12 protein-coding genes and 1 pseudogene are annotated in these 13473 nt (G+C 64.8%); 8 read left to right on the top strand and 5 right to left on the bottom strand.

The genetic code is table 11. The annotated features are described in order from the left end of the window. Positions 1-478, bottom strand: a 478-nt coding sequence (locus tag ACRDTL_RS18965) for an alcohol dehydrogenase catalytic domain-containing protein (RefSeq protein ID WP_431508236.1), incomplete at its 3' end; no start/stop codon positions are given. A gap of 9 nt (positions 479-487) precedes the next feature. Beyond that, positions 488-1243, bottom strand: a complete 756-nt coding sequence (locus tag ACRDTL_RS18960) for a L,D-transpeptidase (RefSeq protein WP_431508239.1) — start codon at positions 1241-1243, stop codon at positions 488-490. 182 nt (positions 1244-1425) lie between these two features. Here ACRDTL_RS18960 and ACRDTL_RS18955 point away from each other — a divergent pair. Both ACRDTL_RS18955 and ACRDTL_RS18950 read left to right on the top strand, forming a co-directional pair. Then, positions 1426-2071: pseudogene (locus ACRDTL_RS18955) on the top strand (cysteine hydrolase family protein). Positions 2072-2081: 10 nt separating this feature from the next. After that, on the top strand, positions 2082-3701 hold the full coding sequence (locus ACRDTL_RS18950; RefSeq protein WP_431508235.1) for an AMP-binding protein: 1620 nt from the start codon (positions 2082-2084) through the stop codon (positions 3699-3701). A gap of 25 nt (positions 3702-3726) precedes the next feature. Here the strand turns inward: ACRDTL_RS18950 and ACRDTL_RS18945 are convergent, their stop codons facing one another. Beyond that, positions 3727-5862, bottom strand: coding sequence for an elongation factor G-like protein EF-G2 (locus ACRDTL_RS18945; protein WP_431508238.1), 2136 nt, complete (start codon positions 5860-5862; stop codon positions 3727-3729). 339 nt (positions 5863-6201) lie between these two features. On the opposite strand from ACRDTL_RS18945, the gene ACRDTL_RS18940 reads away from it, so the two are divergent. Next, positions 6202-7062: a slipin family protein gene (locus tag ACRDTL_RS18940; protein ID WP_431508234.1), complete on the top strand. Its 861-nt coding sequence runs from the start codon at positions 6202-6204 to the stop codon at positions 7060-7062. Positions 7063-7122: 60 nt separating this feature from the next. Here the strand turns inward: ACRDTL_RS18940 and ACRDTL_RS18935 are convergent, their stop codons facing one another. Next, positions 7123-7920, bottom strand: a complete 798-nt coding sequence (locus ACRDTL_RS18935; protein ID WP_431508233.1) for a HugZ family protein — start codon at positions 7918-7920, stop codon at positions 7123-7125. 25 nt (positions 7921-7945) lie between these two features. Further along, positions 7946-8353 carry a TIGR03668 family PPOX class F420-dependent oxidoreductase gene (locus tag ACRDTL_RS18930; protein ID WP_431508232.1) on the bottom strand — a complete coding sequence of 136 codons (408 nt, stop codon included), beginning with the start codon at positions 8351-8353 and terminating at the stop codon, positions 7946-7948. 37 nt (positions 8354-8390) lie between these two features. On the opposite strand from ACRDTL_RS18930, the gene ACRDTL_RS18925 reads away from it, so the two are divergent. The 5 genes from ACRDTL_RS18925 to ACRDTL_RS18905 all read left to right on the top strand — a co-directional run. After that, a complete protein-coding gene (locus ACRDTL_RS18925; protein ID WP_431508231.1) occupies positions 8391-8852 on the top strand; it encodes a nuclear transport factor 2 family protein in 462 nt (153 codons plus the stop codon). A gap of 112 nt (positions 8853-8964) precedes the next feature. Continuing rightward, the gene (locus ACRDTL_RS18920; RefSeq protein ID WP_431508230.1) at positions 8965-10035 is read left to right on the top strand and encodes a S1C family serine protease; all 1071 of its coding nucleotides are present in this window, start codon (positions 8965-8967) and stop codon (positions 10033-10035) included. Positions 10036-10126: 91 nt separating this feature from the next. Then, on the top strand, positions 10127-11902 hold the full coding sequence (gene treS, locus ACRDTL_RS18915; RefSeq protein WP_431508229.1) for a maltose alpha-D-glucosyltransferase: 1776 nt from the start codon (positions 10127-10129) through the stop codon (positions 11900-11902). Beyond that, complete coding sequence (locus ACRDTL_RS18910; RefSeq protein WP_431508228.1) at positions 11899-13212, top strand: maltokinase N-terminal cap-like domain-containing protein; 1314 nt, start codon at positions 11899-11901, stop codon at positions 13210-13212. The genes treS and ACRDTL_RS18910 overlap by 4 nt, the downstream gene beginning before the upstream one ends. An 86-nt stretch (positions 13213-13298) precedes the next feature. Continuing rightward, positions 13299-13473, top strand: a 175-nt coding sequence (locus tag ACRDTL_RS18905; RefSeq protein WP_431508237.1) for a DUF1275 family protein, incomplete at its 3' end; no start/stop codon positions are given.

The following is a 13473-nucleotide window of genomic DNA, read 5'->3' as shown; positions in this document are numbered from 1 at the left end:
CGACTCCTCCGGCGGCTGCCGACACGGCCACCGTCTCAGCCGGCTGCGGCGCCACCGCTCGCACAGCCGCATACGCAGTAACGCCGACGACGTAGAGCGATCCCGCGATCTCCCAAGGTAATTGCGGCGGTTTGTGGATCAGTTGTGCCGCCGGAACGGTCGCGTGGGTGGCATGGCTGGACCGCCGTAGGCTGAATCCCAGAACTTCGTCGCCGGCCGCGAAGTCGGTCACTCCGGCTCCGACGCCGACGACGACACCGGCTAAGTCGCTTCCCTCCCCGGAGGGAAACGTGGCCGGGAACATCTCATGCATCGCGCCGACCCGGATGCCGGCCTCGCCGGGGTTGATCCCGGCGGCGCGAACGTCGACCAACACCTCACCCTCATCGGGCGACGGCATATCAATCTCGGCCACATACAACACTTCACGCCCGCCATAGCGGTCGAAACGAACGGCGCGTGCTTTCTCAGATGACATCGCGTGCCGTTACGCGACCACTTCGATCGGATCGCCGAGGTGCACGGTGTCGAAGTACCAGGCGGCGTTGTTCGGGCTGAGGTTGATGCAGCCGTGACTGACGTTCGCATACCCCTGGGAGTCCACCGACCACGGCGCCGAATGCACATAGACCCCGCTCCAGGTGACGCGAACCGCGTACTGGCCCTGAATCAGGTAGCCCTCATACGAATTCAGCGGGATGCCGATGGTCCGGGAATCGAACGTGACGGTTCGTTCCTTCGACAATGCGCTGAACGAGCCGATCGGGGTGGGACGGCTGGGCTTACCCATGGACGCCGGCATCGTGCGCATCACCTCACCATTGATACTGACGGTGAACGTGTGCGCCGAAATGCTGGCGACAGCAAGCACTTGATCGCCGGTCTCGAAGCCGGTCGACAGGCCGTGCACCTCGACGGCGACGTGGCTGCGTGAAGGCCAGTACCGGTCCGGGGTCAATTGCACGACGTTGTCGTCGACCCAGGTGAATCGTCCGGTGGTGTGGCGAGGGGAGATGACCTTGATGCTTCGCTCGGCGGTGGCACGGTCGGCGACCGGGCGGCTGAATGTGACGATGACCGGGTGTGCCACGCCGACCACCGCGCCATTGGCCGGCTGGATCGACGCCACGGCGGCGGTCGTCTCCGGCGGCGCGATCGCGGCCATGACAGGGCTGCCCGACCCCGCCACAACCAGCACGACAACCGCTGCCGCAATCCACCCACATCGAACCGCTCTACGCACGGTGTCCACCCCTTCAAGATGGTGCAGTCGAGAAGCACTCATTCTGTTTCCTACATATGTACCCCATTTGCGGTACAGCAAACGGCCGAAGCGCCGATACTGCCGGAATCGGTTCAGTGAGCAACGCGACATTCGAGTTGATCCGCGAGGTCGAGGAAGTCGGCTGTGTTACACGGAATGTTATGGGCGATCCGTACACGAGTCCGTCACCGGCTTCGTCGGCGTTGGTGCTGATCGACGTCCAACGAGACACCTATGCCGACGATGCGCCGCTGCGCGTCGAAGGCACCCGGGAAGCGATCCCGGCAATGGCCCGTTTGACGACGGCCTTTCGCGACCGTGGTCTGCCGATCGTGCACGTCATCAGGTTGTACCGGCCGGATGGCTCCAATGTCGAGCTGGTACGACGGCGCGCGATCCAACAGGGTGCACGACTGCTCACTCCCGGCAGCCCTGGATCGCAGATCGCGCCGGAGTTGCTGCCCAATGTTGTTGAGCTGGACCATGAATTACTGATCCGCGGTGACTTTCAGCAGGTCGGTGCCCCGCGAGTGCATCATGTGCAAACCCCGGTGGGGTGCTTTCTATCAGACCAAGCTCGAACAACATCTGCGCGATAGCGGCAGTGACACAGTGGTTCTCGCCGGCTGCAACTTTCCGAACTGCCCGCGAACCACGATATACGAGGCGTCCGAACGCGACTTTCGCATCATCTTGGTCTCCGACGCGATGTCCGGGCTGTACGACCGAGGTATCACAGAATGCTGTCGAATCGGTGTCGACGTTCGAGACGTATCGGCCACACTGGAATGGCTGGACCATAGTTAGAGCCCCAACGATGAAGTCATATGACGCGGGTCCTACCCACACGCCGATCCTCGAGGAGACCATCGGGGAGAACTTCGAGCGCATGGTGCGAACGAACCCCGACGCCGAGGCGCTCGTCGACGTTGCGCGGAACCGCCGTTGGAGCTACGCGGAACTCAACGCCGAGATCGACCGCGTGGCGCGCGGCTTGATGGCTCTGGGAATCGAGCGCGGTGAACGGGTGGGTATCTGGGCGCCGAACTGCGCGGAATGGACCATGGTTCAGTTCGGCACGGCCAAGATCGGCGCGATCCTCGTCAACATCAATCCGGCGTACCGCGCCCATGAACTGGCCTACGTACTGAATCAATCAGGCGTGCGGACGCTCATCGCGGTCACGGCGTTCAAGGCGTCCGATTACGTCGGCATGGTCGAAGCGGTGCGCCCCACGACACACGCCCTGAAAGACGTGGTGTTCCTGGATACCGGCGACTGGCATAGCCTGCGCAGCCGAGCGGACCTCGTGTCCGGGAACGACCTGAGAATCCGCATGACCAGCCTGGACAACCGCGATCCGATCAACATCCAATACACCTCGGGAACAACGGGTTTCCCGAAGGGCGCGACGTTGTCGCATCGCAACATCCTCAACAACGGATTCTTCGTCACCGAACTCCTGAGGTTTTCGCCCGCTGACCGGCTGTGCATTCCGGTGCCCTTTTACCATTGCTTCGGCATGGTGATGGGCACACTGGGTTGCGCCATCCACGGGGCGACCATGGTCATCCCCGCGCCCGGGTTCGATCCGGGGTTGACCCTGGCGGCGATCGAGTCCGAACGGTGCACCGGCGTTTATGGCGTGCCCACCATGTTCATCTCGATGCTCAGCCATCCGGCGTTCACCGGCCGTGACCTGTCGTCGCTGCGCACCGGCATCATGGCGGGATCGGTCTGTCCGGTCGATGTCATGAAGCGCTGTATCGCCGAGATGAACATGACCGAGGTGGCCATCGCCTACGGCATGACGGAGACGTCGCCGGTGTCCTGCCAAACCCTCGTCGACGACGACCTGGAACGGCGTACCGCGACCGTCGGGAGAGCGCATCCGCACGTGGAGATCAAGATCGTCGACCCCGGCACCGGCGACATCGTCGAGCGCGGCCAGCCGGGAGAATTCTGCACCCGCGGCTACTCGGTGATGCTGGGCTATTGGCGCGACGAGGCGAAAACGCACGAGGTGATCGACGACCACGGGTGGATGCACAGCGGTGACCTCGCCGTCATGCGCGACGACAGCTACTGCACCATCGTTGGACGTTTGAAGGAGATGGTGATCCGCGGCGGCGAGAATGTTTATCCCCGTGAAGTCGAGGCGTTCCTGTGCACTCATCCCGACATCGACGACGCTCAAGTCGTCGGTGTACCGGACGAGACGTACGGCGAGGAGCTCTGCGCGTGGATCCAAATGAAACCGGGCCGGCGCCCGCTCGACGTCGATGACGTCCGAGCTTTCGCCAGCGGCAAGGTGGCTCGCTACAAGATCCCGCGCTACGTCCGCGTCGTCGACGAGTTCCCGATGACTGTCACCGGCAAGATCCGCAAGGTCGATATGCGTGCCGAGAGCATCGAAATCTTCGGCCTGGAACAGTGAGGCGTCAGCTGCAGCGCGCCGGCGGTCAGTCCGCGGACTTGACTCGGGCGGCTGCCGATTCGGGCATGGGCTCGTAGCGGACAAAAGATCGGGTGAACGAAGCGGCGCCGTGCGACAGCGACCGCAAGTCGATGGCGTAACGAGTCAGCTCAACCTGCGGCACTTCGGCTTTCACCGCGGTGCGGTCGTTACCCGCGGTGTCGGTACCCAGTACACGACCGCGACGCCCGGACAGGTCGCTCATCACCGCGCCGACCAGATCGTCGGGTACCAGCACCGAGATCTCGTCGATCGGCTCGAGCAGGATCACTTTGGTCGCTGCCGCCGCTTCCTTCAACGCCAGCGCACCGGACATCTGGAACGCGAAATCTGACGAGTCGACGCTGTGCGCCTTGCCGTCGAGCAAGGTGACCCGGACGTCGACTACCGGGTAACCGGCGTGCACGCCCCTTTCCATCTGCGCGCGCACCCCCTTTTCCACGCTCGGGATGAACTGGCGCGGCACCGCGCCGCCGACCACCTTGTCGTGGAACTCGAAGCCAGAGCCCTCCGGTAGTGGTTCCACCTCGACGTCGCAGACGGCGTATTGGCCGTGTCCGCCGGACTGCTTGACGTGCCGGCCATGGCCTTTGGCCTTGCCGGCGAGGGTTTCCCGCAGTGGTACCCGCAGCGCGACGGTGTCCACGGCGACGCCGTACCGGTTGGACAGCGCGTCGAGCACCACCCCGGCGTGTGCCTCGCCCATGCACCAGAGCACGACCTGATGGGTCTCCGGATTCTGTTCGATCCGCAGGGTGGGGTCCTCGGCGGCCAGCCGTCCCAACCCGACCGACAGCTTGTCCTCGTCGGTCTTGGCGTGTGCCTGGATCGCGACGGGTAACAGTGACTCGGGCATCGGCCACGGTTTGAGCACCAGGGGTTCGGCCTTGTCCGAGAGCGTGTCGCCGGTTTCCGCCCGGCTCAGCCGGCCGATGGCACAGATGTCGCCGGCCAGCACGACTGCGGCGGGCCGCTGCTGCTTGCCAAGCGGGAAGGACAGGGTGCCGACACGTTCGTCCTCGTCATGATCGACATGGCTGTTTGCCGACCCGAAGAAGGACGCGAAATGGCCCGACACATGAACCGTCGTGTCGGGCCTGATGGTCCCGGAAAACACCCGGACCAGGCTGACCCTGCCCACGTACGGGTCCGACGTTGTCTTCACCACCTCGGCGAGCAGTGGTCCGTCGGCGTCGCAGGTCAGTGCGGTGTGCGCGGCGCCCTGCGGGGTAAAAACCTCAGGCAACGGGTGTTCGAGCGGTGACGGGAATCCGCGGGTGGCGATCTCCAGCAGTTCCAGGGTGCCGACGCAGGTGGCGCTGCACACCGGGATCACCGGGAAGAACGAACCCCGTGCAACCGCTTTCTCCAGGTCGTCGATGAGCACCGATTCGTCGATCGCTTCTCCGCCCAGATAGCGCTCCATCAGCGACTCATCCTCGGACTCCTCGATGATCCCTTCGATCAGGGCACCCCGGTGCTCTTGGATCTGGTCGGCGTACGACGCGTCAGGCGAGTGGGTAGTACGTTTACTGCCGTCGTAGGTGTAGTGGGTCTGCGACAGTAGCCCGATCAGCCCGTTGCCGGCCGGTAGATACAGCGGTAAAACCTTGTCGCCAAAGGCATCTTGAGTCGCAGAGAGGGCGCTTTGGTAGTTGGCGCGGGCATGGTCGAGTTTGGTGATCACCACGGCACGCGGCATGCCGACCTGGTTGCATTCCTGCCAGAGCGACTTGGTCGGCTCGTCGACCGCCTCGTTCGCGGCGATCACGAACAACGCGCAGTCTGCGGCGCGCAAACCGGCCCGCAACTCGCCGACAAAGTCGGCGTATCCGGGGGTGTCGATCAGGTTGACCTTGATGCCGTCGTGCGCCAGCGACGCCAGGGCAAGACCCACCGAGCGCTGTTGGCGAATCTCGGCCTCGTCGAAATCGCAGATCGTGGTGCCGTCGGCGATGGTACCGGCCCTGGTCAACACCCCGGAGGCGAGAAGCAGGGCCTCGACGAGTGTCGTCTTGCCGCCACCGGACGGGCCGACCAGCACCACGTTGCGCACCGCGGCCGGGCTGTCCGCGGTGGGCGCGGCTGCTGCGCCCTGGGAAGTGTTCGCCTTGTCTGCCATGACGTCTTTCTCCTCGTACCCCGAGTCGCGTGGCCGGGCGCGTTGGACCAACATAGGTCACCTTTCCCTTCACACCCGCGCAGCACAAGACCATCCCCTGGGCAAGCGGAGGGTCGCCGAGGTGATGTCGCAACGGCTCGTCGAGCAGTCGCCTGCGATGTGCACCCGCGGCGACTCGGTTGAGATGCGTAAACCGCGGTGGGACAATCGGACTTATGGATTCAGGCCCGCAGGGCCGGGAAAGAACAGCGGCACGTGGTCTGGGGTGAGGTTGTGGCCGCAGGTCCGGTACATGTCCGCGATCGCTGACGGTGACTCGGGCACGGAATGGGAGAAACAATGACTACGATTTATGTGTTGACGGCCGCGTTCGGCGCTGGTGTGCTGTGGCTGGCAACGAACTTTCGCGTCGTCAAGCAATTCGAACGTGGCGTCGTGTTTCGGTTCGGGCGGGTGCAAAACAATATTCACGGACCGGGACTTACCTGGCTGATTCCCATCGCCGATCGGCTGCAAAAGGTGAACATGCAGATCATCACGATGCCGGTGCCCGCGCAGGACGGCATCACCCGCGACAACGTGACCGTCCGGGTAGACGCAGTCATCTACTTCCAGGTCGCGGATCCCGTGCGAGCGGCGGTCGACGTGCAGGACTACATGTCGGCCATCGGGCAGGTGGCACAGACCTCACTGCGCTCGATCATCGGCAAAAGCGATCTGGACGACCTGCTGTCCAACCGTGAGGGTCTCAATCAGGGCCTGGAGTTGATGATCGACAGCCCGGCGCTGGGCTGGGGAATCCATATCGACCGTGTCGAGATCAAGGACGTGGTGCTGCCCGAGTCGATGAAGCGGTCGATGTCTCGGCAGGCCGAGGCCGAGCGGGAGCGACGCGCCCGCGTGATCACCGCCGATGGCGAACTGCAGGCATCAAGCAAACTGGCCGAGGCGGCGGAGGTCATGTCCGGACACCCCGCCGCGCTGGAACTGCGGCTGCTGGAAACCGTGGTCGAGGTGGCCGCGGAGAAGAACTCGACGCTGGTGTTGCCGTTCCCGGTTGAGCTGCTGAAGTTCCTGGAGCGGGCCACACCGAGCGGATCCGCCGAGCCGGTTGTGGCACCCGATGCGGCGACCACCAATGGCGCGGACGCGGAACCGGGCCACCGGCCGGCGGCCGCGGTGAACCCAGTTCACGGGTAGCAGAATCGGCTTTCGAGTGTACGCAGGTGGTCTTGGCTCCTGCTGCGGCGGCGCGCCGGTTCACCCATCTGCCAGCTGCACCAATTCCTTTGTCGCGCCGGGTAAGTCATCGGCCGAGTTGATCGGCTCGGGGTAGCCGATGCGAGTGTAGGCTGCGCCGCGGTCCGTGACGACCCGCAAGTCCAGGCCGTATCGGTCGGCGGCGGTGCACGTCGCCGAGACGGTGTCCGGATAGCCGCCGAGCGCCATGGCAATGGCACGCAACGACTCGGCGTGGTCGGCATTGAGGTGCGCTATCGCCGCTGCGGCGTGCGGTTGAACCGGGTCCGGTTCGGCGGTCGCATACGACTCGCCGGTTGCGGAGTCCATTCGGCCATATCCACCCACCCAGCGCACCCGCTGCACCCGCAGCACCCACAGCGAGAAGTCGCGGAAGTCGATGTAGTACTTGCCGGCAGGCACGGCGGTCAGGTGGGCTTCCCGGGCAGCGGCCTGCTCCTCGCCGGTTGGCCGCTCGGCCACGCCGGCCAGCGTGACCCGGCTGCTGGCCAGCGGATCGGTGTGGGTGGACGGCGCCACAATCGCGATGCTGGCCCGGCGATCACGAACCAGATTGCGGCCGTGCTCGGCCATCCTCGAAACACACAGCACGGGGTCGCCGCGCAGCAACCCGTAGGTCACCAACGACGCCCAGGGGTCGCCGTCGGCGGTGAGAGTCGCGAGGGTGCCGGCATTGGTCGAGACCGCGATCGTTCGCGCTTCCTCCGCCGCGGAAGGGCGGGTGTTATTGGCTACCGGGGTCAGCGGAGGCGGGGCCGACGGGGCATCACCCGGATCACCGTGGTCACGGGATGTCATGTCGGCAGAATACCGAGTGGTTGCGTCAGGCGTGCCACCAAACCCAGCGGCGGACCGCGACAGCGATTACCGGGCCGTTCAGCGGGACCGATTGATACTGAGTGTATTTGGCGCGTAACAGGTCGTAGCCTTCCTGCCGCGCGTTGCCGTCGCGGTGGATTGTCGCGATTCCGTCGACGCGGACCCACCACAACTGGGCCCAGTCGTCCGCGTAGTGGTCGACGAGCACGCTCACCTGTGGGTTGTTCTCGATGTTGGCCAGCCTGCGCAGCCGCAGCGTGCTCTTGCGCTTTGCATCGACCGCGGTGTAGAGGACGTCGGCGCGAAGCGCGAATACGACCGGTACCAGGTGCGGCACGCCGTCGGGTGCGACGGTGGCCAGGCGGGCTACCGGTGCACTCGTGAAGCTGGCCTTCGGGTCGAAGTCGACCACCCGACCAGCCTAGGGCTGCCGCGCTACGGTCTAGCACATGTCCGCTGAGACGCAGATCGCCAACCTGCTCTACCGCTACGCCGAATACATGGACAGCGGCGACCTGACCGGAGCGGCGTCCCTGTTCGAGCATGCCCATCTGCGGGTCGGCGAGGATGACGGGCCGGGTGCCGGCACCGTCGACGCAGCCGCCATGCTGTCGTTCTCGAAGGCGATGGTGGTGCTGTACCCGGACGGCACGCCGCGCACCAAGCATGTCGTCACCAACCCCATCATCGAGGTCGACGAGGACGCCGGCACGGCGAGCTGCCGCAGCTACTACACGGTCCTGCAGCAGACCGACGGCTTTCCGCTGCAGCCGATCGTCACCGGCCGCTACCACGACCGCTTCCAGCGCGTCGACGGCCGGTGGAGGTTCAGCTTCCGCGATTACACGCTGATCGACATGCTGGGGGACGTCAGCCACCACCTCAGCCGGCCGATCGCGGGCACCGGCTAGCCACAGCCGTTTGCCGGGCCAATAGGGTGGTTACTACTTTCCCCATATGTCTCGAGGCTGAGTGCGGTCTACGGTGAAGTGGACGAATCGAGCCTTTGCAGGAGGTAACGGTATGAGCGGATCGCACCGCCGAACGGCTGGGTGGTGGTCGTGGTTACTCAGTTTGGTGGCGACCGTCGGACTGGTGGTTGCTGCGGCGCCGGTGCAGGCGTCACCGTTGGCCCCATCCGGTCCCCGGGCACCCGCTCCGCCGGCCGACCCGTTGGCGACGGTTTCGCAGGTAGGACCGCAGATCGTCGACATCGACACCAAGATGGGCTATCAGAGCGCGGTGGGCGCCGGAACCGGCATCGTGATCGACCCCAATGGTCAAGTGCTCACCAACAACCACGTGATCTCCGGCGCAACCGACATCAGCGCCCGGTCCATCGGCACCGGTCAGACGTACCCGGTCGAGGTGATCGGCTACGACCGCAGCCACGACATCGCGGTGCTGCAACTCGGCGGCGCGAGCGGATTGCCGGCGGCCAAGATCGGGGATTCCTCGAAGGTGAGTGTCGGTGATCCGATCGTGTCGCTGGGCAACGCCGGGGGTGCCGGGGGAACGCCGAGCGCGGTGTCCGGCACGGTCGTCGCGCTGAACCAGACGGTGTCGGCGTCGGACTCCTTGACCGGCAGCTCGGAGACGCTGGACGGGTTGATCCAGGTCGATGCCGGGATTCGGCCCGGTGACTCCGGCGGGCCCACCGTCAACAGCAACAACCAGGTGATCGGCATGAACACCGCCGCCTCAGACAACTACAAGTTGTCAGGGGCCGGAACGGGCTTCGCGATCCCGATCAACCAAGCCATGGGGATCGCCGGGCAGATCCGTTCCGGTGCCTCATCGCCCACCGTACATATCGGTCCGACAGGATTCCTCGGCGTTGGTGTCAGTGATTCGCAAAACGGGCCGGGCGTTCTTGTCCAGCGGGTATTGGCCAATGCTCCGGCCGCGCAGGCGGGCGTGGCCCAAGGTGACCGGATCGTCGCGATCGATAATCAGCCGGTCAACTCGGCCACCGCGTTGACGGATATTCTTGATCAGCACCACCCGGGCGACACCATCGCGCTCGGGTTGCAAAGCGGTTCAGGTGGCCCGCGCACCCAGAACGTGACCCTCGCGCCCGGGCCGCCCGGCTGATATCCGTGCGGGAGGTAACCCCCGCCGCGGTACGTAAACATAGCGTGCCGCAAACGATTCCGTATGTCTGCTGTGGGGTACGCGTAGAACTGTGGATTTAACGAACGAGGTCGACGAAAGCGTCCAACACGATCCGACAGAGGGCAGTCGCGTCGAGGCGGGTGTCGTCGAGCATCCCACGGCCGACGACTTCGCGGACCCTCGGTTACTTCCCACCGACCGAACCTGGTTCAAGCGCGCGGTGTTCTACGAGGTCCTCGTCCGGGCGTTCGCCGACTCCAACGGGGACGGAATCGGCGATCTGCGCGGACTGACCGAGCGCCTCGATTACGTGCAGTGGCTCGGTGTCGATTGCCTGTGGCTGCCCCCGTTTTACGATTCACCGCTACGCGACGGCGGCTACGACATCCGCGACTTCCATAAGGTGCTCCCCGAATTCGGCACGGTCGACGACTTGGTGAACTTAGTCGACGCTGCGCACACCCGGGGCATCCGCATCATCACCGACCTGGTGATGAACCACACCTCCGACTCTCATCCGTGGTTCCAGGAGTCGCGCCGGGACCCGGACGGGCCGTACCGCGACTACTACGTGTGGAGCGACACCAGCGATCGCTACCCCGGCGCCCGGATCATCTTCGTCGACACCGAGGAATCGAACTGGACATTCGACCCGGTCCGCCGCCAGTTCTACTGGCATCGGTTCTTCTCCCATCAGCCTGACCTGAACTACGACAACCCGGCAGTACAGGACGCGATGATCGAAGTGCTGCGGTTCTGGCTCGACCTCGGTATCGACGGGTTCCGGCTGGACGCAGTGCCATACCTGTTCGAGCGGGAGGGCACCAACTGCGAGAACCTGCCCGAGACGCACGCCTTCCTCAAACGCTGCCGCAAGGTGATCGACGACGAATTCCCCGGCCGGGTAATGCTTGCCGAGGCCAACCAGTGGCCAAGCGACGTCGTCGAGTATTTCGGCGACCCCGCGACCGGCGGTGACGAATGCCATATGGCGTTCCATTTCCCGCTCATGCCGCGCATCTTCATGGCGGTGCGCCGGGAATCGCGTTTCCCGATCTCGGAGATCATGGCTCAGACACCTGCGATCCCGGAACTCGCTCAGTGGGGCATTTTTCTGCGTAACCACGACGAGCTCACGCTGGAGATGGTCACCGACGACGAACGCGACTACATGTACTCCGAGTACGCCAAGGATCCGCAGATGAAGGCAAACGTCGGCATCCGCCGGCGGCTGGCCCCGCTGCTGGAGAAAGACCGCGACCAGATGGAGTTGTTCACCGCGCTACTGCTGTCGCTGCCCGGCTCACCCGTGCTCTACTACGGCGACGAGATCGGCATGGGCGACATCATCTGGCTGGGTGACCGCGACGGCGTCCGCACCCCCATGCAGTGGACGCCGGATCGCAACGCCGGTTTCTCCAACGCCAACCCCGGCCGGCTCTACCTGCCGCCCATCCAGGATCCGGTCTACGGTTATCAGTCCGTCAACGTCGAGGCGCAACGGGACACGTCGACATCGTTGCTCAACTGGACACGCACCATGCTGGCGGTGCGACGCCGTCATGAAGCGTTTGCCATCGGCACGTTTCGGGAACTGGGCGGGTCGAACCCGTCGGTGCTAGTGTACGTTCGCGAATCCGCCGACGACGTCGTGCTCTGCGTCAACAATCTGTCGCGCTTCCCGCAGCCGATCGAACTGAACCTGCAGCATTGGAACACCTATACGCCAGTCGAACTGACAGGACGCGTCAACTTTCCCGCCATCACCCAAAAGCCTTACCTGTTGACGTTGCCGGGACACGGGTTCTACTGGTTCGAGCTGACGGAGTCAGAGGAGACGCAATGAATTTGCCGCTTACGCAATGGCTTCCCCAACAACGCTGGTACGCGGGACGCAGCCGGCAGCTGTCGTCCGCCGAACCGGCGGTGGTTGTCGCACTTCGTGAGGATCTGGATCTGGTGCTGGTCGACGTCAGCTACACCGACGGGTCCTCGGAGCGTTATCAGCTGCTGGTGAGCTGGGATTCCGAGCCGCTCTCCGACTACGCCGCCGTTGCCACCATCGGCACCGACAATGGCCGCACCGGTTACGACGCGCTGTATGACCCGGACGCGGCCCGGTTTTTGCTGTCGCTGATCGACTCCTCGGCCGTGCGCGGCAACGTGAGCTTTACCAAAGAGCCGGAGGTCGTGCTACCGGTCGACGCGACCCTCGGGGTATCGGAAGCCGAGCAGAGCAACACCAGCGTGATCTTCGACGAAGACGCGATCTTCAAGGTGTTCCGCAGGGTCAGCAGCGGAATCAACCCCGATATCGAGCTCAACCGGGTGCTGGCACGCGCCGGCAATCCGCACGTGGCCCGGCTGCTCGGCTCCTATGAAACCCACTTCGACGGTGAACCCGCGCCCCTCGGCATGGTGAGCGGCTACGCGGGCAACTCGGCGGAAGGCTGGGCGATGGCCACCGCCAGCGTGCGGGATCTGTTCGCGGAAGGCGACCTGTATGCCCACGAGGTCGGCGGTGACTTCGCCGCGGAGTCCTACCGGCTCGGTGAGGCGGTGGCCTCGGTGCACACCACGTTGGCAGACAAACTCGGCACGACACAGGCCACGTTCCCGGTGGATACCGTGCTGGCGCGGTTGTCCGCAACGGCGGCGACGGTCCCCGAACTCGGGCAGTACGTGGCGCCGATCGAGAAGCAATTCCGGGAACTCGCCGGACAGCCGATCACCGTGCAACGGGTGCATGGTGATCTGCATCTCGGGCAGGTGCTGCGCACCCCGGAGAGCTGGCTGCTGATCGACTTCGAAGGTGAGCCGGGGCAGCCGCTGGAGGAACGGCGTGCACCGGACTCGCCACTGCGCGACATTGCCGGCGTGCTGCGGTCGTACGAATATGCGGCGTCCGGCCCGTGGCTCGACGAGGCCAACGACAAGCAGCTCGCTGTCCGTTCCCGCGAATGGGTGGAGCGCAACCGCAGCGCGTTCTGTGACGGTTATGCGGCCGCCTCCGGGGTTGACCCAAGGGATTCGGCGCCGCTGCTGACAGCGTACGAGCTGGACAAGGCGGTCTACGAGAGCGGTTATGAGTCCCGGCACCGGCCCGGCTGGCTGCCCATCCCGCTGCGATCCATCGCGCGCCTGACAACTGCCTAGCCACCGGACATCGTTGCCGGGCGCGCTCGCGCTGCCGGAAGACGACTGCTGTGGAAATATGCTGTTGCGTGATTCGGGTACGCGAGATGTACGACAGCGAGGCGAAGTTGTCGTGGGTCCTGGCTGCTTTGGCGGGACTGTTGGGTGCGACGGCGTATACCCACTCCGCCGGCTACTTCGTGACGTTTATGACCGGCAACGCCCAGCGCGCGGTGCTCGGGTTTTTCCGCGACGAACATTGGTTGGCGCTGTCGGCCGCGG

It is taken from the genome of Mycobacterium sp., from assembly GCF_050700595.1.
Taxonomy (GTDB): domain Bacteria; phylum Actinomycetota; class Actinomycetes; order Mycobacteriales; family Mycobacteriaceae; genus Mycobacterium.
Note: the sequence above shows the minus strand (reverse complement) of the source record. Positions and strands in the feature narration are given on the sequence as shown.

What these genes read in the sequence shown, in the direction of transcription:
- ACRDTL_RS18950 (WP_431508235.1), top strand. Translation starts at nt 2,082, where the DNA reads ATGAAGTCATATGACGCGGGTCCTACCCACACGCCGATCCTCGAGGAG.
- ACRDTL_RS18945 (WP_431508238.1), bottom strand. Translation starts at nt 5,862, where the DNA reads ATGGCAGACAAGGCGAACACTTCCCAGGGCGCAGCAGCCGCGCCCACC.
- ACRDTL_RS18940 (WP_431508234.1), top strand. Translation starts at nt 6,202, where the DNA reads ATGACTACGATTTATGTGTTGACGGCCGCGTTCGGCGCTGGTGTGCTG.
- ACRDTL_RS18935 (WP_431508233.1), bottom strand. Translation starts at nt 7,920, where the DNA reads ATGACATCCCGTGACCACGGTGATCCGGGTGATGCCCCGTCGGCCCCG.
- ACRDTL_RS18925 (WP_431508231.1), top strand. Translation starts at nt 8,391, where the DNA reads ATGTCCGCTGAGACGCAGATCGCCAACCTGCTCTACCGCTACGCCGAA.
- ACRDTL_RS18920 (WP_431508230.1), top strand. Translation starts at nt 8,965, where the DNA reads ATGAGCGGATCGCACCGCCGAACGGCTGGGTGGTGGTCGTGGTTACTC.
- ACRDTL_RS18910 (WP_431508228.1), top strand. Translation starts at nt 11,899, where the DNA reads ATGAATTTGCCGCTTACGCAATGGCTTCCCCAACAACGCTGGTACGCG.